At 69.0% G+C, this 21,223-nt stretch carries 19 protein-coding genes; 11 read left to right on the forward strand and 8 right to left on the reverse strand.

Going from position 1 to position 21,223, the window contains the following annotated elements:
* Positions 1-15: 15 nt before the first annotated feature.
* From O3X23_RS23930 to O3X23_RS23940, 3 genes are all read right to left on the reverse strand, one after another.
* Positions 16-1,305 (reverse strand): MFS transporter, encoded by a 1,290-nt coding sequence (locus tag O3X23_RS23930; protein ID WP_269273554.1) that lies wholly within the window; start codon positions 1,303-1,305, stop codon positions 16-18.
* A gap of 137 nt (positions 1,306-1,442) precedes the next feature.
* A complete protein-coding gene (locus tag O3X23_RS23935; protein ID WP_138351159.1) occupies positions 1,443-2,522 on the reverse strand; it encodes an inositol-3-phosphate synthase in 1,080 nt (359 codons plus the stop codon).
* 20 nt (positions 2,523-2,542) lie between these two features.
* Positions 2,543-3,193, reverse strand: coding sequence for a PadR family transcriptional regulator (locus O3X23_RS23940; protein WP_269273555.1), 651 nt, complete (start codon positions 3,191-3,193; stop codon positions 2,543-2,545).
* Positions 3,194-3,573: 380 nt separating this feature from the next.
* Between O3X23_RS23940 and O3X23_RS23945 the strand changes: the two genes are divergently transcribed.
* Both O3X23_RS23945 and O3X23_RS23950 read left to right on the forward strand, forming a co-directional pair.
* The gene (locus O3X23_RS23945; protein ID WP_269273556.1) at positions 3,574-6,333 is read left to right on the forward strand and encodes a transglycosylase domain-containing protein; all 2,760 of its coding nucleotides are present in this window, start codon (positions 3,574-3,576) and stop codon (positions 6,331-6,333) included.
* A 93-nt stretch (positions 6,334-6,426) separates the two neighbouring features.
* Positions 6,427-7,956 (forward strand): glycosyltransferase family 87 protein, encoded by a 1,530-nt coding sequence (locus O3X23_RS23950; protein WP_269273557.1) that lies wholly within the window; start codon positions 6,427-6,429, stop codon positions 7,954-7,956.
* Positions 7,957-7,974: 18 nt separating this feature from the next.
* Here the strand turns inward: O3X23_RS23950 and O3X23_RS23955 are convergent, their stop codons facing one another.
* The 3 genes from O3X23_RS23955 to O3X23_RS23965 all read right to left on the reverse strand — a co-directional run bounded on the left by O3X23_RS23955 (position 7,975) and on the right by O3X23_RS23965 (position 10,564).
* A complete protein-coding gene (locus tag O3X23_RS23955; RefSeq protein WP_269273558.1) occupies positions 7,975-9,006 on the reverse strand; it encodes an alanine racemase in 1,032 nt (343 codons plus the stop codon).
* A gap of 36 nt (positions 9,007-9,042) precedes the next feature.
* Positions 9,043-10,164, reverse strand: a complete 1,122-nt coding sequence (locus O3X23_RS23960) for a lipid II:glycine glycyltransferase FemX (protein WP_250990428.1) — start codon at positions 10,162-10,164, stop codon at positions 9,043-9,045.
* Between the two features lie 97 nt (positions 10,165-10,261).
* Complete coding sequence (locus tag O3X23_RS23965; RefSeq protein ID WP_269273559.1) at positions 10,262-10,564, reverse strand: hypothetical protein; 303 nt, start codon at positions 10,562-10,564, stop codon at positions 10,262-10,264.
* Positions 10,565-10,820: 256 nt separating this feature from the next.
* Here O3X23_RS23965 and rpsF point away from each other — a divergent pair, with 256 nt between their 5' ends.
* The 8 genes from rpsF to O3X23_RS24005 all read left to right on the forward strand — a co-directional run bounded on the left by rpsF (position 10,821) and on the right by O3X23_RS24005 (position 17,118).
* Positions 10,821-11,111 carry a 30S ribosomal protein S6 gene (rpsF, locus tag O3X23_RS23970; protein WP_138351152.1) on the forward strand — a complete coding sequence of 97 codons (291 nt, stop codon included), beginning with the start codon at positions 10,821-10,823 and terminating at the stop codon, positions 11,109-11,111.
* A 65-nt stretch (positions 11,112-11,176) separates the two neighbouring features.
* A complete protein-coding gene (locus O3X23_RS23975) occupies positions 11,177-11,791 on the forward strand; it encodes a single-stranded DNA-binding protein (protein ID WP_269273560.1) in 615 nt (204 codons plus the stop codon).
* Positions 11,792-11,834: 43 nt separating this feature from the next.
* The gene (gene rpsR, locus O3X23_RS23980) at positions 11,835-12,071 is read left to right on the forward strand and encodes a 30S ribosomal protein S18 (protein WP_031512678.1); all 237 of its coding nucleotides are present in this window, start codon (positions 11,835-11,837) and stop codon (positions 12,069-12,071) included.
* Positions 12,072-12,088: 17 nt separating this feature from the next.
* Positions 12,089-12,535: a 50S ribosomal protein L9 gene (gene rplI / locus O3X23_RS23985; protein ID WP_138351150.1), complete on the forward strand. Its 447-nt coding sequence runs from the start codon at positions 12,089-12,091 to the stop codon at positions 12,533-12,535.
* Between the two features lie 229 nt (positions 12,536-12,764).
* Positions 12,765-14,372 (forward strand): phenylacetate--CoA ligase family protein, encoded by a 1,608-nt coding sequence (locus O3X23_RS23990; RefSeq protein WP_269273561.1) that lies wholly within the window; start codon positions 12,765-12,767, stop codon positions 14,370-14,372.
* A 3-nt stretch (positions 14,373-14,375) separates the two neighbouring features.
* Positions 14,376-14,936, forward strand: a complete 561-nt coding sequence (locus O3X23_RS23995) for a DUF4188 domain-containing protein (RefSeq protein WP_269273562.1) — start codon at positions 14,376-14,378, stop codon at positions 14,934-14,936.
* Positions 14,933-16,048, forward strand: coding sequence for a GNAT family N-acetyltransferase (locus O3X23_RS24000; RefSeq protein WP_269273563.1), 1,116 nt, complete (start codon positions 14,933-14,935; stop codon positions 16,046-16,048). The genes O3X23_RS23995 and O3X23_RS24000 overlap by 4 nt, the downstream gene beginning before the upstream one ends.
* Complete coding sequence (locus tag O3X23_RS24005) at positions 16,045-17,118, forward strand: hypothetical protein (protein ID WP_269273564.1); 1,074 nt, start codon at positions 16,045-16,047, stop codon at positions 17,116-17,118. Before O3X23_RS24000 ends, O3X23_RS24005 begins: the two co-directional genes overlap by 4 nt.
* Here the strand turns inward: O3X23_RS24005 and O3X23_RS24010 are convergent.
* Positions 17,096-18,463 carry an MATE family efflux transporter gene (locus O3X23_RS24010; protein WP_331283941.1) on the reverse strand — a complete coding sequence of 456 codons (1,368 nt, stop codon included), beginning with the start codon at positions 18,461-18,463 and terminating at the stop codon, positions 17,096-17,098. The two genes, O3X23_RS24005 and O3X23_RS24010, sit on opposite strands and share 23 nt — an antisense overlap.
* Positions 18,464-18,885: 422 nt before the next feature.
* Between O3X23_RS24010 and dnaB the strand changes: the two genes are divergently transcribed.
* Entirely contained in the window at positions 18,886-20,388 is a 1,503-nt protein-coding gene (gene dnaB, locus O3X23_RS24015; RefSeq protein ID WP_269273565.1) for a replicative DNA helicase, read from the forward strand.
* A gap of 58 nt (positions 20,389-20,446) precedes the next feature.
* On the opposite strand, the gene O3X23_RS24020 is transcribed toward dnaB, so the two are convergent.
* The gene (locus O3X23_RS24020) at positions 20,447-21,010 is read right to left on the reverse strand and encodes a dihydrofolate reductase family protein (RefSeq protein WP_269273566.1); all 564 of its coding nucleotides are present in this window, start codon (positions 21,008-21,010) and stop codon (positions 20,447-20,449) included.
* Between the last annotated feature and the right edge of the window lie 213 nt (positions 21,011-21,223).

Consider the following 21,223-nt stretch of genomic DNA (forward strand, 5'->3'; position numbering starts at 1 on the left):
AAGAACGGGCGAACACTACTGGAGAGCCCTGACACGGAGCATCGCCAGGGCCACCACCGCGTACAGCAGGGCCAGCAGGGCCACCAGGAGAGCGGACCGGCCGTCCGGCGGAAGCATCACGGCGGCAACGGCCGCCGCGCCGACGAAGGCGACGTTGAAGGCCACGTCGTACAGCGAGAAGACCCGCCCCCGGTAGGCGTCGTCGATCGAGGACTGGACGACGGTGTCGGTGGCGATCTTGGCGCCCTGGGTGCAGATGCCCAGGGCAAAGGCGGCGACCAGCATGGGCGCGGGGTCGAACGGCAGGGCCAGCGGCGGGAGGAGCACGGCGGCGGACCCGGCACAGACCGTGATCCAGCCGGCGGTGCCGAAGCGGGTGGTGGCCCAGGGCGTGATCACCGCGGCGGCGAAGAAGCCCGCGCCCGAGACGCCCACCGCCAGCCCGAGCAGGGCCAGTCCGCCGCTGCCGTCGTCCCCCGGACTGTCCGACCCGGTGTTCCAGGCGTAGCGGCACAGCATCAGCAGGACGACGGTGAGCGCGCCGTAGCAGAAACGCAGGGCCGTCATGGCGGCCATGGCGCGCACCGCGGCAGGGCGGCCGCGCAGATGGCGCAGCCCCTCGGCGAGTCCGTGCACGGTGCCGGTCAGCGCCGTGGCCAGCCGCGGCTGCACGAGATCCGGATCGGGACCGAGCAGATCGCGGTCGAGTGCGAGGGCGGCCAGGCCCGCGCAGAGGTAGACGAACGCGGCGAGCAGCACCACCGTCGCGTCGGCTCCGGCGCCCTTGGCGAGGCCGAGGTGGACGAGGAAGGCGAGACCGCCGCCGGCTGTCGCCGCCAGCGTCCCCGCGGTCGGCGACAGCGAGTTGGCCATCACGAGCCGCTCCCGGTCCACGACGCGCGGCAGCGCGGCCGACAGCCCCGCCAGGACGAAGCGGTTCACGGCGGTGACGGACAGCGCCGACAGGTAGAACAGCCAGTCCGGGACGTGGGCCAGGATCAGCGCGGCCGTGCCGCAGGACAGCACCGCGCGCAGCAGGTTGCAGTGCAGCAGGACCTGGCGCCGCCGCCAGCGGTCCAGCAGGACCCCGGTGAAGGGCCCCAGCAGGGAGTACGGCAGCAGGAGCACCGCCATCGCGGAGGCGATGGCGGCGGGGGACGCCTGCTTCTCGGGTGAGAAGACGACATACGTGGCGAGCGCGACCTGGAAGACGCCGTCGGAGAGTTGGGACAGCAGGCGCACCGCGAGCAGCCGCCGGAAGTCGCGCAGCCGCAGCAGCACGCGGAGATCGCGCACAACAGCCATGGGCACAGCCTCACATGACGCGTCAGGCCCCGGGTGCAACACCCGGGGCCTGACGGCTACGCGTCGTACGTGATCAACGACTCAGCGGCCATCAGCGGTTGCGTGCCGATGGGCCGACGAGTCCGAGCCGGTTCGGCTCAGCGCTCGACCTCGCCCTTGATGAACTTCTCGACGTTGTCACGGGCCTCGTCGTCGAAGTACTGCACCGGCGGGGACTTCATGAAGTACGAGGACGCCGAGAGGATCGGGCCACCGATACCGCGGTCCAGGGCGATCTTCGCGGCGCGCACGGCGTCGATGATGACACCGGCCGAGTTCGGGGAGTCCCAGACCTCGAGCTTGTACTCCAGGCTCAGCGGAACGTCACCGAAGGCGCGACCCTCGAGGCGGACGAAGGCCCACTTGCGGTCGTCGAGCCACGCCACGTAGTCCGACGGGCCGATGTGCACGTTGTCGGCACCCAGGTCGCGGTCGATCTGCGAGGTGACGGCCTGCGTCTTCGAGATCTTCTTCGACTCGAGGCGGTCACGCTCGAGCATGTTCTTGAAGTCCATGTTGCCGCCGACGTTCAGCTGCATGGTGCGCTCGAGGAGGACACCGCGGTCCTCGAAGAGCTTCGCCATCACGCGGTGCGTGATCGTGGCGCCGACCTGGGACTTGATGTCGTCCCCGACGATCGGCACGCCCGCCTCGGTGAACTTGTCCGCCCACTCCTTGGTGCCGGCGATGAAGACCGGGAGAGCGTTGACGAACGCGACCTTGGCGTCGATGGCGCACTGCGCGTAGAACTTCGCGGCGACCTCGGAACCGACGGGCAGGTAGCAGACGAGAACGTCGACCTGGCGGTCCTTGAGGATCTTGACGATGTCGACCGGGGCCGCGTCGGACTCCTCGATGGTCTCGCGGTAGTACTTGCCGAGGCCGTCGTGGGTGTGACCGCGCTCGACGGTGACACCACTCTGCGGAACGTCGCAGATCTTGATGGTGTTGTTCTCGCTGGCGCCGATGGCGTCCGCGAGGTCGAGGCCTACCTTCTTCGCGTCGACATCGAAGGCGGCCACGAACTCGACGTCACGCACGTGGTAGTCGCCGAACTGCACGTGCATGAGGCCAGGCACGCGGCCGTTCGGGTCGGCGTCCTTGTAGTACTCGACACCCTGCACCAGCGACGCGGCGCAGTTGCCCACGCCAACAATGGCTACGCGAACCGAACCCACGGTTGCTCCCTGTGTAATCGTCACGCGGTTCCCCGGTCTCCGGGTTGGCCGCCATGTTCTTGAGTGTTGCGGTCTTGTGTGTTGTCGTCCTGCTCGGCGGACGGGCGCGTGGTGCGCCCGTTGCGCTCGGTCTCGATCAGCTCGTTGAGCCAGCGGACCTCGCGCTCCACCGATTCCATGCCGTGCCGTTGCAGCTCGAGCGTGTAGTCGTCGAGCCGTTCACGGGTGCGCACCAATGACGCGCGCATCTTGTCCAGGCGTTCCTCGAGGCGGCTGCGCCGCCCCTCGAGGACGCGCATCCGGACGTCCCGCGACGTCTGGCCGAAGAAGGCGAAACGAGCCGCGAAGTGCTCGTCCTCCCATGCGTCCGGCCCTGAGTGGGCGAGGAGTTCCTCGAAGTGCTCCTTGCCCGCCGTGGTCAGCCGGTAGACGATCTTCGCCCGGCGGCCGACGAGGGGGGCAGCCAGCGGATCCACGTCCGGAACCGCCTCCTCGATCAACCAGCCCTGGGCGACCAGCGTCTTCAGGCAGGGATACAAACTGCCGTAGCTGAACGCACGGAACACACCGAGCGAGGTGTTGAGCCGCTTGCGCAGCTCGTAACCGTGCATCGGGGATTCGCGCAGTAGGCCGAGGACAGCGAATTCGAGGATTCCGGAGCGCTTGCTCACAGCCCCCGCCTCTCCGTCCTGGCCACCGCTGAACCCGGGCCGTCCCGGTGTCTGGTGGTGCTTGTGCCGACCCGATGTATCGAGTCGATACATCGCGACGATAGAACGGCTTGATCTATCTGGCAAGGCGGCCCGCGGTGACCGGTGTCACATCGGGAAACCTGTGAAGGCCCAGGTGCCCGTTATGTGGCGAAGGTTGGTGTCACAGGGCTTTTGAGCCTGCGTACTCTGTTCGCCATGCAGAGCACCGGGAACCCTGTGACGCGCGTGAGCGTCTTGGTCCTGGGTGCAGTGCGGCCTGACACTGCCGCGCTCAGGGGGACCCACGGATATTCATTGCCGCCTTCAGGCGATCCCGCCTGTTCTAGGAGTAGCTGTTCATGAGCGATCACCGTCGCAAGCCGCCGCAGTCGCCCGGCGGCGGCCGCGCAGCCGCCCGGCGCGGAGCGCAGCAGCAATCGACGCCGCCGACTTCCGGTGGCCGGCGCGCCGCCAACTCGCCCTCGCAGGAACCGTCCCCGGGCGGTTCCGCCGCTGACGGGGCTTCCTACCCCGGCCGCGCGGCCGCGCGCCGCGCCGGGCAGGGCGGACGCCGCCGTGCGGAGAACGCCTCCGAGGGCGCAGGTGCCGCGGAGGGTGCGGGCGGCGCCGGTGGCGGCGGTCGCCGCAGGACCGGTGGTGGCGGCAGTGGCAGTGGCCCCGGCGGCCGTGGACCCGCTCGCCCCCCGAAGAAGCGCTTCATCGACTACCCGCGCTGGGGCAAGACCGGGTGGCGGCACTGGATGCCGTCCTGGAAGCAGGTCACATCGCTGACGATCGCGTTCTTCGGAACGCTGGTCGGAATCGCGGGCATCGCGTACGCGATGGTGCAGATTCCGGACGAGAACCTCGCCGCCAAGGCGGAGAACAACGTCTACTACTGGGACGACAACACCCCGATGATCGCGACCGGCGGGGAGATCAACCGCCAGAACGTGAAAATCGACCAGATCCCGCGGGCGATGCAGAACGCGGTCATCTCCGCGGAGAACAAGACCTTCGAGAGCGACAGCGGCGTCGACCCCCTGGGTATTGCCCGCGCTCTCAAGAACATGGCCACCGGCGGCGAGGTGCAGGGTGGTTCGACGATCACCCAGCAGTACGTCAAGAACTCCCGGCTCGACCAGTCGCAGACGGTCACCCGTAAGTTCAAAGAGCTGTTCATCTCCATAAAGGTCGGCGCCAGTGTGAAGAAGCCGGTGATCATGGCCGGCTACCTGAACACCTCGTACTACGGGCGGGGCGCCTACGGCATCCAGGCCGCGGCCCGGACGTACTACGGTGTCGACGCCGTGAACCTCGACGCGAGTCAGTGCGCGTTCCTGGCAGCGCTGCTCAAGGGCCCGACGTACTACGACCCTGCGGGCGCGGTGGACATCGACTCGCGCGCGACTCCCGAGGCCAACAAGGCCAACTCCATGAAGCGCTGGAAGTGGATCCTCGACGAGGAGGTCACGGACGGCCGCCTGTCCCCCGCGGATCGCGCGAAGTTCACGGAATACCCGATGCCGGGCCCGGTGAAGAAGAACGCGCAGATGGCCGGGCAGATCGGCTACCTGGTGAGCCTCGCCAAGTCCTACGTCGTCAACAGCACCGGCCTCAAGGTCACGTCGAACGACCTGGCCCAGGGCGGCTACCAGATCCACACCACCTTCAACAAGAAGAAGGTGGCGGAGCTGGAGGCGTCGATCAAGGCGGTCCGCGACAAGAACCTGAAGCCGGACACCCGTAAGGACACCTCGGGGAAGAACACGACCCTGGACAAGGACGGCGGCTTCGTCGACAAGTTCGTGGAGTTCGGCGGCGCCTCGGTCGATCCCAAGGACGGCAAGATCGTCGCCATCTACGGCGGTACCGACGCCGTGCAGCACTTCACGAACAACGCGAACGAGACCGGCGCCCAGGTCGGATCGACCTTCAAGCCGTTCGTCCTTGCCGCCGCGATGACACACGGCGCGCGCGACCCCAAGGGCCAACCGGAGCAGAGCGACGACGAGCGCACCAAGGTCTCGCCGAAGAGCGTCTTCAGCGGCAAGAACGACCTGGAGATCAACACCTACAACGGCGAGCCCTGGATCAACGGGGACACCAAGAAGCCGTGGAAGCAGCCGAACGACGACGGCGAGTCCGAGGCGAAGGTCACGTTGCGTGAGGCCATGGAGAAGTCCATGAACTCCCCCTACGTCCAGCTCGGTATGAACGTCGGCACGGACAAGGTCCATGACGCCGCGATCGCGGCGGGTCTGCTGTCCACGCCGAAGAACGGCCTGGAGGACTACAAGAACAGCGTCACGTACTCGATCGGCACCTCGTCGCCCAGCGCGATCCGGATGGCCGGGGCCTACGCGACGTTCGCCGCGCACGGTACGCAGAACGACCCGTACTCCGTCACCTCCGTGGTGAAGGACGGTGCGCAGATCTACAAGCACGAGAAGAAGTCCAAGATCGCCTTCGAGGCGAACGTCGCCGACACCGTCACCGACGTGCTGCAGGGAGTGGTCACGAAGGGCACCGGCAAGCCGGCGAGGCTCGACGACGGACGGGAGTCCGCGGGCAAGACCGGAACCACCGACGACAACAAGTCGGCCTGGTTCGTCGGTTACACGCCGACCCTGTCGACCTCGATCGGTATGTGGCGCCTGGACGACAAGGCCACCGGCAAGGGCTTCCTGTCGATGTACGGGACTGCCGGCAAGGCGAAGATGCACGGTAACTCGTTCCCGGCGCAGATCTGGCACGACTACATGGGCCAGGCGCTCAAGGGCACCCCGAAGCAGGAGTTCACCGAGCCGTCGAGCGATCCGGGCGAGATCGTGTACGCCCCCGGCACCAGCCCGACGCCCACGCCGAGCCAGACGACGCCCACGCCGACGCAGTCGACGACGACCAAGGCTCCGACGACGCCCACGACGACGGCGCCCACGTCGCCGACCGGCACGCCGACCGGCACGCCGACGACGCCCTGCTCGCCGTTCGACTGGAACTGCAACCACCCGACGACCCCTGGGGGCGGCAGTACGTCGCCGTCGGCCACCACCACCCCGACCCGTCCCGGCAACGGCGGTGGCGGGGGGAACAACAACAATGATTCCGCCGACTGACGGATGAGCGCTGAGTAGTGCGGCCGGGGCCGCGGAGGGCCAATGCCCTCCGCGGCCTCTTGCCTTCCGGGGCCATGCGGCAGGATGTCCGGCATGACGAGCGTGCGCGAAGAAGACCACCTGGAGGCCCTCGTGCCACCGACCGACGAGGATCCGGTGGCCGAATCCGCCAGCGAGGTCATCGGCGGACCGCTGGGACGACGGGCGGAGACCGGCGGACACCGCTGGTGGAACCCGCTGCGGGTCCTGGTGATCGTGGTCATCGGCATGTTCGCGCTCGGGATGGCGCAGAAGCTGCCCTGCTACAACAGCGCCTGGTTCCAGCCGGGCGACGCGCAGTACGCCCACGCCTGCTACTCCGACATCCCGCACCTGTTCGGCGGTCGCGGTTTCTCCACCGGGATCGTGCCGTACTTCGACCGGATCCCGGACGAGATCTCCACCGACTTCCACTATCTGGAGTACCCGGTCCTGACCGGCCTCTTCATGGAGGCCGCGTCCTGGTTCACCCCGGACGGCGGCACCGAGCAGCACCGCGAGCAGGTCTACTGGCTGATCAACGCGGGCATGCTGATGATCTGCGCCGTGGTCCTCGTGGTGTGCGTCGCGCGCACCCACCGGCGGCGCCCGTGGGACGCCCTGCTCGTCGCGCTCTCCCCCGCGCTGGCGCTGAGCGCCACCATCAACTGGGACCTGTTCGCGGTGGCGCTCACCGCGGGAGCGATGCTGATGTGGTCCCGCAGCCGTCCGCTGGCGGCCGGCATCCTGCTCGGCCTGGCCACCGCCGCCAAGCTCTACCCGCTCCTGCTGCTGGGCGCCCTGTTCGTGCTCTGCCTGCGGGCGGGGCGGCTGAGGGCCTTCTGGACGGCCGCGGCGGGTGCGGTGGGCGCCTGGCTGGTGGTCAACCTGCCGGTGATCCTCCTGGCACGCGACGGCTGGGCGAAGTTCTACTCGTTCAGCCAGGACCGCCGGATCGACTACGGCTCCATCTGGCTGGTGGTCAGCCAGCAGACCGGCCGGCCGCTCGACGGCGTCAACGCGTACGCCGTCGCGCTGATGCTGCTGCTCTGCGCGGCCGTCGCGGGGCTCGCGCTGTACGCGCCACGGCGCCCGCGCTTCGCGCAGCTCGCCTTCCTCGTCGTGGCCGCCGTAGTGATCGCCAACAAGGTCTACTCGCCCCAGTACGTGCTGTGGCTGCTGCCCCTGGCCGTACTCGCCAGGCCCCGCTGGCGGGACTTCCTGGTGTGGCAGGGCTCCCAGGTCCTGTACTTCCTGGGCATCTGGATGCAGCTCGCCTACGTGACGGGCGGCAACAAGCACCACGGGCTGCCCCAGGACGGCTACCACCTGGCGATCGTCGTCCACGTCCTCGGCACGCTCTACCTGTGCGGAGTGGTGGTGCGGGACATCCTGCTGCCGGAACGCGACGCGGTGCGCTGGGACGGCGAGGACGACCCGTCCGGCGGCGTGCTGGACGGCGCGCCGGACGTCTTCGTGCTCGGCCGGGCCCACGAACCGCGGCACGCGGCGCCCTTCGCGGGGACGCCGGTGCAGTGGGGCGTGGAACGGCGCGAGCCGGCCGGACAGCCCTCCACGGAGGGTGGAACCGCTACGGGCGGCTGAGCGGCCTCCCGCGGCGGCTCAGCGGTCCAGGACGCGGTCGAACTGGGTGGTGGTGTGCCGCAGGTGCGCCACCAGCTCGTCACCGACCGCCGGCGGGGCGACGTCGTTGGGGAGGAACAGGATGGAGACCTGCATGTGCGGGGGCTCCGCGAACCACCGCTGCTTGCCGGCCCACACGAACGGCGACAGGTTGCGGTTGACGGTGGCCAGGCCGGCCCGTGCGACGCCCTTGGCGCGGGGCATCAGGCCGTGCAGGGCCTTGGGCGCCTCGAGACCGACCCCGTGGGACGTCCCGCCCGCGACGACGATCAGGTGGCCGTCGTCGGAGGCCTTCTGCTGGCGGTATCCGTAGCGCTCGCCCTTGGCGATGCGGGTGACGTCCAGGACCGCGCCGCGGTACTCGGTGGCGTCGTGGTCGCCGAGCCACATGCGGGTGCCGATCCGGGCGCGGAACTTGGTCTGCGGGAACTGCTGCTGCAGCTGGCCGAGTTCATGGGCCTTGAGGTGGCTGACGAACATCGTGTGCAGCGGGAGCCGGGCGGCGCGCAGCCGCTCCATCCAGCCGAAGACCTCCTCCACCGCGTCGGACCCGTCGGTCCGGTCCAGCGGCAGGTGGATGGCGAAGCCCTCCAGCCGTACGTCGTCGATGGCGGCGTGCAGCTTGACCAGGTCGTCCTCGGCGACGCCATGGCGCTTCATGCTGCTCATGACCTCGATGACGACCCGCGCGCCCACCAGCCCGCGCACACCCTCGACGGAGGACACCGACCGGATCGCACGGTCCGGCAGCGGCACCGGCTCCTCGCCGAGCCGGTACGGGGTGAGGACCAGGAGGTCCCCGCCGAACCAGTCCTTGATCCTGGCGGCCTCGTAGGTCGTGCCGACCGCGAGCATGTCGCTGCCGAGCCGGGTCGCCTCGTCGGCGAGCCGCTCGTGGCCGAAGCCGTAGCCATTGCCCTTGCAGACCGGGACTATGCCCGGGAACTGCTCGGCCACGGACTGCTGGTGCGCACGCCAGCGTGCGGTGTCGACATACAGGGTGAGCGCCATGGCCTGGTCAGGACCTTTCCTTCGTCTGCTCGCCGGTCAGCGGCGGGACATGTAGATGTCGAGTGCCTTGTGGAGCAGTTTGTTGAGGGGGAAATCCCACTCGCCCAAGTATTCGGCTGCCTGCCCGCCCGTGCCCACCTTGAACTGGATCAGGCCGAACAGGTGGTCCGTCTCGTCGAGGGAGTCGCTGATGCCGCGCAGGTCGTACACGCTCGCCCCGAGGGCGTAGGCGTCCCTGAGCATCCGCCACTGCATCGCGTTGGACGGCCGGACCTCCCGCTTGTGGTTCGCGGAGGCGCCGTAGGAGTACCAGACGTGCCCGCCGACGATCAGCATGGTGGCCGCGGCCACCGCTTCGCCCTCGTGCACGGCCAGGTAGAGCCGCATCCGGTTGGGGTCCTCGTTGTTGAGCGAGGTCCACATCCGCTGGAAGTACGACAGCGGGCGGGGCCGGAAGTGGTCGCGCTCCGCCGTCACCTCGTACAGCTTCTGCCAGACCGGGAGGTCGTCGTATCCGCCCTGCACGACCTCGACACCGGCCTTCTCGGCCTTCTTGATGTTGCGGCGCCACAGCTGGTTGAAGCCCTTGAGGATGTCGTCCAGCGAACGGTTCTCCAGCGGCACCTGGTAGACGTAGCGCGGCTGCACGTCACCGAAGCCGGCGCCGCCGTCCTCGTTCTGCTGCCAGCCCATCCGGCGCAGCCGGTCGGCCACCTCGAAGGCGCGGGGCTCGATGAACGTCGCCTCGACGTCCCGCAGCCGCTTGACGTCCGGGTCGGAGATACCGGCCTTGATGGCGGGCGCGTCCCAGCGGCGGATGACGACGGGCGGACCCATCTTCACCGTGAAGGCGCCCTGCTGCTTGAGGTGCGCCAGCATCGGCTGCAGCCACTCGTCCAGGTTCGGCGCGTACCAGTTGATGACCGGGCCCTCGGGCAGGTACGCGAGGTACCGCTTGAGCTTGGGGATCTGCCGGTACAGCACGAGGCCGGCGCCGACGATCTGGCCGGTCCTGTCGTCGAACCAGCCGAGGTTCTCGGAGCGCCATTCGTTCTTGACATCCGCCCATGCCGGAACCTGGCAGTGACTGGCCGAGGGCAGACTCTGGATAAATGCCAGATGCTGCTCACGGCTGATGGTCCTCAGGGTCAAGCTCATGCGGGGCGCTCCCCATCGCTGTGGCTGCGGTCTTATCTGCGCCGAAGCCTACTGCGATCGGGGAACCGCCCCGCCAGCCCTGTGGACAACTCTCCGGCTAGCTTCCGAAGAACCCTCCGTGTGCCATACCCAGGTAGAAGCCGACCGCGGCCGCGCCGAGCCCGATGATCAGCGCGAAGCGCTCGGCGGTGGTGACGGAGATGAATTGCCCGTATCCGCCGGTGATGATCCCGGCCAGGCCGGTCAGGGAACTGAGCAGGTGCAGGTAGTCGAAGATCGACGAGACGATGGCGATGCCACCGAGGACCAGGGTGACCGCGACCAGCGTGTTCTCCAGGGGATGGGCCTGGCCGTCGGTGTTGAACGTGAGGTGATGGGTCCGAGCCGCTTGCTGTGCCATGGGACACCTCCGTAACGGAGCAGTGGCGCATCGTAGCGCCGTTCATACCCGATGTGTACAGATTGAGGGCATTAGCGACCGGATTTCAACCGGAGGCGGTTGTCCGGGTAGTCTGTACGGTCTGCACCGGTGTCTGCGCTGGTCCACAACGATCCACCGTGATTGTCAGTGGTCGGCGCTACCGTTGCGACGCAATGCAAACCCTCCTGCCACGGAACCGCCGTGGCCGCTGAGTCCAAAGGAGGTGGGTTCCACAATGCGTCACTACGAGCTCATGCTCATTCTCGACCCCGATCTCGAGGAGCGCGCTGTCTCCCCGCTGATCGAGAACTTCCTCACTGTCGTCCGCAACGGCGGCGGCAGCGTGGAGAAGGTCGACACCTGGGGCCGTCGTCGCCTCTCGTACGAGATCAAGAAGAAGGCCGAGGGTATCTACTCGGTCGTCGACCTCAAGGCTTCGCCCGAGGTCGTCAAGGAGCTCGACCGTCAGCTCAACCTGAACGAGTCGGTTCTCCGGACCAAGGTCCTCCGCCCGGAACTGCACTGAGCCTGCGGGCTTAGAGCAGTACCGGTTCCGAGAAGCAGCCAGCACACCGCCGAGAGGTCACCACCATGGCAGGCGAGACCGTCATCACGGTCGTCGGCAATCTCGTCGACGACCCCGAGCTGCGCTTCACCCCGTCCGGTGCGGCGGTCGCGAAGTTCCGTGTCGCGTCCACACCCCGCATCTTCGACAAGCAGACCAACGAGTGGAAAGACGGCGACGGCCTCTTCCTCACGTGCTCGGTCTGGCGTCAGGCGGCGGAGAACGTAGCGGAGTCGCTGCAGCGAGGCATGCGCGTCATCGTGCAGGGCCGGCTGAAGCAGCGGTCCTACGAGGACCGCGAGGGCGTCAAGCGGACGGTCTACGAGCTGGACGTCGAGGAAGTCGGCGCCAGCCTGAAGACCGCGACCGCCAAGGTCACCAAGACGACCGGCGGTGGCCGAAGCGGCCAGCAGGGCGGCTACAGCGGTGGCGGTGGCGGTGGCGCACAGAGCGGTCAGGGTGGCGGCAACTGGGGCGGAAGCTCCGGCGGCAGCCAGCAGGCCGGTGGCGGTAACGCTGCCGACGACCCCTGGGCGACCAGTGCTCCGGCCGGCGGTGCCCAGCAGGGTGGCGGCGGAAGCTGGGGAGGGAACTCCGGTTCCTCCTCCGGCGGCGGCTTCTCGGACGAGCCGCCCTTCTAAGGGCGTCACGACACCAACTTCTTGATCAAACAGGAGAGACACCATGGCGAAGCCGCCTCCGCGCAAGCCTAAGAAGAAGGTCTGCGCGTTCTGCAAGGACAAGACCGTATACGTGGACTACAAGGACACGAACATGCTGCGGAAGTTCATTTCCGACCGCGGCAAGATCCGTGCCCGCCGCGTGACCGGCAACTGCACGCAGCACCAGCGTGACGTCGCCACGGCCGTGAAGAACAGCCGTGAGATGGCACTGCTGCCCTACACGTCGACCGCTCGCTAAGGAAGGGTGACCGAATCATGAAGATCATCCTCACCAACGAGGTCTCCGGCCTCGGCGCCGCAGGCGATGTCGTAGAGGTCAAGTCGGGCTACGCCCGCAACTACCTGGTCCCGCGCGGTTTCGCGATCGCCTGGACCAAGGGTGGCGAGAAGGACGTCGAGCAGATCCGCCGCGCGCGTCGGATCCGCGAGATCCACACGCTCGAGGACGCGAACGCCGTCAAGGCGAAGCTGCAGTCCGTCAAGGTTCAGCTGACCACCCGCGCGGGTGACAGCGGCCGACTGTTCGGTTCCATCACGCCGGCCGACATCGCTGCGGCGATCAAGGCTGCCGGTGGCCCGGACGTGGACAAGCGTCGTGTCGAGGTCGGTACGCCGATCAAGACCCTCGGTGCCCACAAGATCTCGGTGCGTCTGCACCCCGAGGTCGAGGTCAAGCTCGACCTTGAGGTTGTTGCTGCCTGATCTGCCGCGCTTCGGCGCAGTGCGAAGGACCGGTACCCCGCAGGGGGTGCCGGTCCTTCGTTCGTTCCGGGATGTTTCACGTGGAACATCCCATCGCGCACGGCATGTTCCACGTGGAACATCGCACCGGACGCCTGCCCCGCAGCCGGGCGTACTCAGGTAGGTACCGGGTCAGGAGTGAGTAGCGCAGCCCATCCCGGGGCGGGTCGGCGCCGCCAGGATGTGCGGTATGGCAATGGGAAGCTTCGCGCGGCAGTGGCTGCTGAGAATCATCAGCTTCGGGCTCACCGCTCTGTACCGGCTCTACCGGGTGCACCCCTTCGTGTGGCGGGTGATGGCCCGTAACTACCGTCCGTGGATGAGCGGCTTCGCACGTCTTCACGCCTGGATGACCTGCCAGTTCGCGGCCCTGGACGTACCGGCGTACGCGACGCACCTGGAGCAGGGCGGCTGGCGGTTCCGCTGGTTCCGGCTCGACTCCTACCCGGCCACCGACAAGGAAACGTACGTCAAGGCGTACCCGGAGGAGGCGCGCTGCTGGAAGGGGCGGGTGGAGATCGCCGGCAGCGTGGTCGACGAGTCCTCGGGTTCGTCCGGCACTCCGTACAACTGGGTGCGCAGCCGCCGGGAGTTGAACACCGTGCACCGCAACGTGGCCGGCTACACCAGCCTCGTCTTCCCCTCGAAGCGGCTCTTCGTGATCAACGCCTACTCGATGGGCGCCTGGGCCACCGGAACGAACACCGGCATCGCGATGGCCCGGATCGCCACCGTGAAGAACACCGGCCCCGATCTGGAGAAGATCGTCGACACGCTGCGGCACTTCGGGCCGCGCTACGACTATCTCGTCACGGCCTACCCGCCGTTCCTCAAGCACCTGCGGGACCGGCTGGCCGGTGAGCCCTGGTTCGCGGAGAAGAGCTTCCGGCTCGCGGCGATGGTCGGCGGCGAGGGGATGACCGAAGCGCTGCGCGACTACGTGGGAGACGTGTTCGGCAAGGTGCGGTCCGGCTACGGGGCGTCCGACCTCACCATCGGGATGGGCGGCGAGACCACGTTCAGCGTCTGGCTGCGCCGGATGATGCGTGAGGACGCCGCTGTCAGGGCGGCCTTCCTGGGTCCGGACGAACAGCGGCTGCCGATGGTCTTCCAGTACAACCCTCTGGAGACCTATCTGGAGACCGCCGGCGACGGGCGGACCGGCGAGGTGCTCTGCACCATCAACTCCACCGCGGTCATGGCTCCCAAACTGCGCTACAACATCGGCGACGAGGGCACGTTGATGTCCTTCCCCCAGGTCTGGGAGATCCTGCGCGAGCTGTTCGCGGACCGCCCGGTCCTGCTGCAGCGCGCGGAGGCCGCCGCCCTGCGCGAGAAGATGCGGCTGCCGCTGCTGTTCCTCTACGGGCGGGCCGACTCGACCATCTCCTACATGGGGGCCAACATCTACCCGCAGGACGTCGAGTACGGCCTGTACGAGGGCAACCCGATGGCGGACCGGATCGAGAGCTTCTGCCTGGCCATCGAGGAGGGCGACGACCTGGAGGCGCGGCCCGTCGTGCACGTGCAGTTGCGTGAGGGGACGGTGCTGGACGCCGGCGGGGCCGCGAAGCTCGCCGAGGTGTGCCGGGCGGGCGTGGTGCGCCATCTCGCCGCCTGCAGCCGGGACTTCGCGCAGTCGCTGACGGAGGACGCTTCGGCCGGTGAGGTGTCTGCGCGGGTGCACCCGTACGGCTCGGGGCCGTTCGTCAGGGGAACGGGAACCGCGGCCGGCGGCAGCGGTCACGGCATCAAGAACAAGTACCTGCTCGGTGCGACCGCGAAGGGCGGTGCCTGAACCATGCGCAGTACCGACTTCTCCCTCACCCCGGCACCCGGGCAGGCCGGTGCGATGTTCGTCGGCGCCACCCGGTACTCGGGGTTGCGCGCGATCATCACGCTGGGCCCCGGCTACGTGCGGATGGTCCGCGAGATGCGGCGGATGAAGGGGTACGTCTGGCACAAGGTGTACTGGCGCTTCCCCTTCACCCTCGGGACGATCGCCTTCTTCGCCGACCGTGACGAACTGCTGAAGTTCGCCCGGGGCAAAGCCCACCACGAGCTCATGTGCTGGCTGACGGACGAGGGAAAGGGCCGCGCGACCGGCGGCTGGATCCGCATCTACACCGCGGACGCGGCCGGGTACACCAACGGTGTCTGGCGGGCCGAGGACGGTGCGCTGTCCCACGTCGACACCTTCGAGCCGCTGAGCACCGAGCTCTCCGCAGGGCGCGCACCGCGCCCCGTCAAGCACGTGCGGCACGAGGGACGGCGTGCGCGGCGCAGGGCGGAGCCGCACGCGGCGGAGCCCGGCACAGCGCCCGCCGCGCAGTGCCCGGCGCACCGGGACGGCCGACCGTGACCATCACCGTCAGCAAGGTCGTCGGACGGAACGAGCTGCGGGAGTTCTGCGAGGTGCCGCTGCGGATCCACCCCCGCGACCGCTACGTGCCGGCCCTGGAACCCCAGATCCGCACATGGCACCGGGAGCGGGCCGCCGAGCTCCATGTCGCCCGTGACGCGGCGGGTACGCCCGTCGGCCGGATCTGTCTGCACCGCCACTCCGGGTTCGACAGCAGGATCGGGAAGCGCGCCCAGCTCTTCGGGCTGGCAGAGTTCGCCGATCCGCAGGACGTCGGGGAGGACGTGGCCCAGGAGCTCTTCGCGGCGACCGAACGTGCCGGCGCGGGGACGGATGTGGCGTTCGGTCCGGTCAGCCTGCTGCCCAACCAGTCGGGCGGCGTCATCACATCGGGGTTCGGCGACCGCGGGTTCATCGACTCCGCCTGGAACCCGGCGTACTACCCGGCCGCCTACGAACAGCACGGCTTCACCCGGAGGTTCGCCGCCGACACCTGGGTCTGCGAGAACCTGGACGGTCCGGGCGCCGTCGACCCCGACGAGGCGTTCCTGTTCGACGACAGCCGCATCGCGGCCGAGGGGCTGCGCATCCACCACGGGTCGCGGCGGAGGCTGGCCGAGCAACTGCCGCTGCTGCGCGGCATGCTCAACGCCTCCTTCGCCCAACTCGGCTACTACACGGAGATCTCCGCGGCGGATCTCGAGGCCCAGACGGACGGGCTGGCGCATCTCCTCGACGAGCAGTTGCTGCTCTACCTGACGGTCGAGGGCGAGCCGGTCGCGTTCGTGCTCGCTGTCCCCGACATCTCGCGCTTCGTCATGGCGGCCCGCGGCCGGATGGGACTTTCCCGGCAACTGCGGCTGCTGGCCACCCGCGGCCGGTACCGCAGCGAGGCCGTACTGATCATCAAGGGAACGGTGCCGGCTCACCAGGGGAAGGGCTACCTGACGCTCCTCGCCCGTGAACTGCACCGCAATCTGCGCAGCGGCGGCTACCGGACGTTGCGCAGCACTTTCGTCGAACACGGGAACGCAGCGTCGGCCGCGCAGTACCGGCGTGTCGGCGGCCGCCCGCTGCACGGCTACACCTTCTACGAGAGGGCAATGCGGTGAGCAATCGGGACTCGGTCCATTGGACGGCGGTACTGCGGGAGCGCGAGGAGCTGTGCCGCCGCGCGCCGAGCGCGCACAACACCCAGCCCTGGGTGCTGCGCTACGACAACGACGCCGTGGAAGTGGGCTGGGACCCGTCCCGGGAACTGCCCGACGGCGATCCCGGCCGGCGCGACCTGTTCCTGTCCCTGGGCGCCTTCGTGGAGACCTGCCTGATCGTCGCCTCGGACGCCGGGCTCGCGATACGCGCCGAGATCACGGTCGACGAGAAACGGCGGACGGTGGCCCGGCTGCTGCCCGCGCCCGATCTGCACGCGACGCCCTTCAGCGCGCGGACTGTCGCACTGCGCGGCTGCGCGAGGGGCGCCCACACCGGGGGCCGGCTCACGGCGGCGGACCTGGGCGCCGCCAGGACCGGGCTGGAACGGGCGAGCCTGGTGGAGATGCCCGCGCGGGAACTGGCCGGCCTCGCGGTACGCGCCGACCGGTGGCTCTTCGGCACCCCGCCGGTGGTGCGGGAACTGCGCACCTGGCTGCGTCTGCGCCGGGGCCACCCGCGCTACGCGGACGACGGTCTGACGTACGAGGCACTGGCCATGTCGCGGGTCGAGGCGGCGGCGCTGCGGGCGGTGCTCGTACCGGGCGTCTACGGAGTGCTGCGGCGCCTCGGGCTGGCCCGGCTGCTGGCGGGCTCACAGAGCGGGCTGCTGCGCTACGAGGGGAGCGTCCTGGTCCTCACCACGGCCGCCGGGGCCGACGCGTCCGGCGCCGGCGCTCCGGCCGCTCTGGTCCGGGCCGGGCAGGAGCTCGTGCGGGTCTGGTACGGGCTGGCGGAGCGGGGCATCGCCGTGCACCCGCTGAGCCAGATCCTCGACTGCCCGCGGACGGAGGAGGAGTTGGCGCGGCGGCTGGGAGGCCGCGAAAGGCCGCTCGCCGTCTTCCGGGCGGGCCGTCCGACCGGCCCGCCGATACGGTCGGCGCGGCTCGGCGGCACGGCGAACCTGCCCCGACGGTCCGGCACCGCGTCCCTCGCGCCGGGGAGAGCGGCTATGCCCGTACCGCCCCGGTGACGATCCAGCGGCCCGAGCGGGCCCGCAGTTGGAGTGCGACGAGCCGGGTCAGCATCATCAGCGTCATGGCCCACCACAGCGCGGTGAGGCCGCCCCCCAGGGCGGGTACCGCGAGCGCGACGGGGGCGAAGACGGCCAGAGTGGCGAGCATGGACCAGGCCAGGTAGGGCCCGTCGCCGGCGCCCATCAGTACACCGTCGAGGATGAAGACGATGCCGGAGACCGGCTGGCCGAGGGCGACCACCAGCAGGACCGGCATGAGGGCGCTCCTGACGGCCGGGTCGGAGGTGAAGAGCGTCGCGACCAGCGGGCGGGTCACGACCACCAACAGGCCCAGCAGCACGCCGGAGGCGATGCCCCACTGCACCATCCGGCGGCAGGCGGCCCGCGCCCCCGCGGGGTCGTCGGCCCCGAGGTAGCGGCCGATGATGGCCTGCCCCGCGATGGCGATGGCATCGAGGGCGAAGGCCAGCAGCGACCAGAGCGTGAGCGTGATCTGGTGGGCGGCTATCTCGGCGTCGCCCAGGCCGGCGGCCACGGCGGTGGCTATCAGCAGCACCGCCCGCAGGCTCAGGGTGCGGATCAGCAGCGGAACGCCCGCCTGGGCGCAGGCCCGGATGCCGGCGGCGTCCGGGCGCAGCGACGCGCCGTGCCGGCGCGCTCCGCGGACGACGACGTACAGGTACACCACGGCCATGCCGTTCTGCGCGATGACCGTGCCCCAGGCGGAGCCGGCGATGCCCAGTCCCGCGCCGTAGACCAGGGCCGCGTTGAGCCCCGCGTTGGCGGTGAAGCCGCCGAGCGCCACGTACAGCGGTGTCCTGGTGTCCTGGAGGCCGCGCAGCACGCCGGTGGCGGCGAGGACGGCGAGCATGGCGGGGATGCCGAACGCGCTGATCCGCAGGTAGGTCACGGCGAAGGGCGCGGCGGTGTCGGAGGCTCCGAAGAGGCCGACGAGCGCGGGCGCGGTGGGGACGACGAGGGCGATGACGGCCACGCCGAGCAGGAGGGCGAGCCAGATGCCGTCCATGCCCTGGCGGATCGCGCCCGGCAGGTCGCCGGCGCCGACCCGGCGGGCCACAGCGGCGGTGGTGGCGTAGGCGAGGAAGACGAAGACGTTGACGGCGGTGGTCAGCAGGGCAGCCGCGACGCCAAGCCCGGCGAGCTGCGACGTGCCGAGGTGGCCGACGACCGCGCTGTCGACCATGACGAAGAGCGGCTCGGCGACGAGTGCGCCGAAGGCGGGCACGGCGAGTGCGATGATCTCCCGGTCGTGCCGCCGCCGGGTCTCCTTGGGGAGGTGGCTGGGGCGGCTCTTCTGCGGGGGCTCGGCGACCGGATTCACAGCCTCAGGATAATCATCCACAAGTAATACCTGCAAGCCATCCACGACTATTACGGCTGACTGCGTAGAGTGATCTCCTCCGCGTGGTTTGTCGCGATCTTGGCCCAATGGCAAAAGTTTTTCTTCTGCACAGCCCGAGGATGTGAAAAGGCCAGGTCAGAGCGGTTCAGGTCGGCTGATTGTGTGTTTGTCCACAGTGCTTTCCCAAGGCCTGTACACAGGTTCAGGCGGCTTCTCCACAGGTTGGATGCCTCCGTCCACAGGGCCTGTGGATAACCGTCTTGGCCAACGGTCTCCGTGGCCCTACCGTGAGCCCCCTGCCCGACGCGCCGCACGAGGTGCCGGGTGTCTCAATTGTCAGAGCCGTGGCGTAAGAAAGAGACGCACGGTATGGCGCCAGGTCGGACGGAGGAGGTGGCGGGGTGACCCAACCCGAACCCGCGGACGACCACTGGGGGGACGAACCGCCGTTCCCCCCCGACGGCGGTCCTGGTGACCGGCTGCCGGTCACCCACTTCCGCTCGGGACAGGGCGGAAAGCGCAACAACAGCAAGAAGGACGACGGCGACGACCGGGGCAACTGGTCCGAGGGCGGCGGCGGCTTCGAACGCGTACCCCCGCAGGACCTCGACGCCGAGCAGTCCGTCCTCGGCGGCATGCTGCTGTCCAAGGACGCCATCGCCGATGTCGTCGAGGTGCTCAAGGGCCAGGACTTCTACCGTCCGGCGCACGAGACCATCTACACCGCGATCCTCGACCTGTACGCCCGCGGCGAGCCGGCCGACCCCATCACCACCGCCGCCGAACTGGTCAAGCGCGGTGAGATCACCCGCGTCGGCGGCGCCCCGTACCTCCACACCCTGGTCAACGCGGTCCCCACGGCGGCCAACGCCGAGTACTACGCCGAGATCGTGCACGAGCGCGCCGTGCTGCGCCGCCTCGTCGAAGCGGGCACCCGCATCACCCAGATGGGATACGCGGCCGACGGCGACGTGGACGAGATCGTCAACTCCGCCCAGGCGGAGATCTACGCGGTCACCGAGCAGCGCACGTCCGAGGACTATCTGCCGCTCTCCGACATCATGGAGGGCGCCCTCGACGAGATCGAGGCGATCGGGTCCCGCAGCGGCGGGATGTCCGGCGTCCCCACCGGGTTCACGGACCTCGACTCGCTGACGAACGGCCTCCACCCGGGCCAGATGATCGTCATCGCGGCCCGCCCCGCCATGGGCAAGTCGACCCTGGCACTGGACTTCGCCCGCGCCTGCTCGATCGGGAGCGGCATGCCCAGCGTCGTGTTCTCCCTCGAAATGGGCCGCAACGAGATCGCGATGCGCCTGCTGTCGGCGGAGGCACGCGTCGCGCTGCACCACATGCGTTCGGGAAGCATGACCGACGAGGACTGGACGCGGCTCGCGCGGCGGATGCCGGACGTGTCGGCGGCGCCGCTCTTCATCGACGATTCGCCGAACCTGTCGATGATGGAGATCCGCGCCAAGTGCCGGCGGCTCAAGCAGCGCAATGATCTGCGGCTGGTCGTCATCGACTATCTGCAGCTGATGCAGTCCGGTGGCTCCCGGCGCCCCGAGAGCCGTCAGCAGGAGGTCTCGGACATGTCCCGAAACCTGAAGCTGCTGGCCAAGGAGCTCGAAGTCCCCGTCATCGCGCTCTCGCAGCTGAACCGTGGCCCCGAACAGCGCACGGACAAGAAGCCGATGGTCTCCGACCTCCGTGAGTCCGGCTCCATCGAGCAGGACGCCGACATGGTCATCCTGCTGCACCGCGAGGACGCCTACGAGAAGGAGTCCCCGCGCGCGGGCGAGGCCGACCTGATCGTCGCCAAGCACCGTAACGGCCCCACCGCGACGATCACCGTCGCCTTCCAGGGCCACTACTCGCGCTTTGTCGACATGGCGCAGACCTGAGGCTCGTCTGTAGCGTCCCCAAAAGTCCTGGGAGAGCCTCACGGCAGTTGGCAGACGCTCAGCGCCTCGTCTCGTACCTGGTCAGGATCACGCCGCAGGGAAGCGTCCGCGTCTCCACAAGGTTCAGGTTCACCCAGTTGTCCAGTGCGGTGAAGAACGGCGTACCGCTGCCCACCAGGACCGGCGCGGTGGCCAGCACGTACTCGTCGATCAGCCCGGCCCGCATGGCCGCGCCGGCGAGCGTCGCGCCGCCGATGTCCATCGGGCCGCCGTCCTCGGCCTTGAGCCGGGTGATCTCGGCGACCGCGTCGCCGGTGACCAGGCGGGTGTTCCAGTCGACCTTGTCGACCGTCGAGGAGAACACCACCTTCGACATGTCCCGCCAGCGGCGCGCGAACTCGATCTCCGCCGGGGTGGCGTTCGGCTGTTGGTCGCCGGTCGGCCAGTGGGAGCTCATCGTCTGCCACAGCTTGCGCCCGTACAGCGACAGGTCGGTCGCCTGCAACTGGTCGGACCAGAACTGGAACAGCTCGTCGCTCGGCACGCTCCATCCGATGTCGTCGCCGGGCGCGGCGATGTAGCCGTCCAGGGTCAGGTTCATTCCGAAGATCAGTTTCCGCATGGCGCCAGCCTTCCGTGTGTCGGTCTCCCACGTACGGACCGGCGCGGCGCGGGAAACTCATCGGTGCGCGATCCGAACTCCCATGCAGTGCTGTGCCCGGTGGCTCAGCCGCAGACTCATCGTCCCGCCGAGGAAAGGGCATCGATCCAGTCCCGGTGGCCCCGGAGCGGCGGTTCGCGCCGCTCCGGGGCCACCGGGCGCACCGGTCCTGGA

This window comes from Streptomyces sp. H39-S7 (genome assembly GCF_027158205.1).
Taxonomy (GTDB): Bacteria; Actinomycetota; Actinomycetes; order Streptomycetales; family Streptomycetaceae; genus Actinacidiphila.

Bases quoted from the DNA above. Each gene is read 5' to 3' on its own strand.
- O3X23_RS23945 (WP_269273556.1), top strand. From the start codon at position 3,574: ATGAGCGATCACCGTCGCAAGCCGCCGCAGTCGCCCGGCGGCGGCCGC.
- rpsR (WP_031512678.1), top strand. From the start codon at position 11,835: ATGGCGAAGCCGCCTCCGCGCAAGCCTAAGAAGAAGGTCTGCGCGTTC.
- O3X23_RS24020 (WP_269273566.1), bottom strand. From the start codon at position 21,010: ATGCGGAAACTGATCTTCGGAATGAACCTGACCCTGGACGGCTACATC.
- O3X23_RS23990 (WP_269273561.1), top strand. From the start codon at position 12,765: ATGGCAATGGGAAGCTTCGCGCGGCAGTGGCTGCTGAGAATCATCAGC.
- O3X23_RS23960 (WP_250990428.1), bottom strand. From the start codon at position 10,164: ATGAGCTTGACCCTGAGGACCATCAGCCGTGAGCAGCATCTGGCATTT.
- O3X23_RS23965 (WP_269273559.1), bottom strand. From the start codon at position 10,564: ATGGCACAGCAAGCGGCTCGGACCCATCACCTCACGTTCAACACCGAC.
- O3X23_RS23955 (WP_269273558.1), bottom strand. From the start codon at position 9,006: ATGGCGCTCACCCTGTATGTCGACACCGCACGCTGGCGTGCGCACCAG.
- rplI (WP_138351150.1), top strand. From the start codon at position 12,089: ATGAAGATCATCCTCACCAACGAGGTCTCCGGCCTCGGCGCCGCAGGC.
- O3X23_RS23975 (WP_269273560.1), top strand. From the start codon at position 11,177: ATGGCAGGCGAGACCGTCATCACGGTCGTCGGCAATCTCGTCGACGAC.
- O3X23_RS23950 (WP_269273557.1), top strand. From the start codon at position 6,427: ATGACGAGCGTGCGCGAAGAAGACCACCTGGAGGCCCTCGTGCCACCG.
- O3X23_RS23995 (WP_269273562.1), top strand. From the start codon at position 14,376: ATGCGCAGTACCGACTTCTCCCTCACCCCGGCACCCGGGCAGGCCGGT.
- O3X23_RS23930 (WP_269273554.1), bottom strand. From the start codon at position 1,305: ATGGCTGTTGTGCGCGATCTCCGCGTGCTGCTGCGGCTGCGCGACTTC.
- rpsF (WP_138351152.1), top strand. From the start codon at position 10,821: ATGCGTCACTACGAGCTCATGCTCATTCTCGACCCCGATCTCGAGGAG.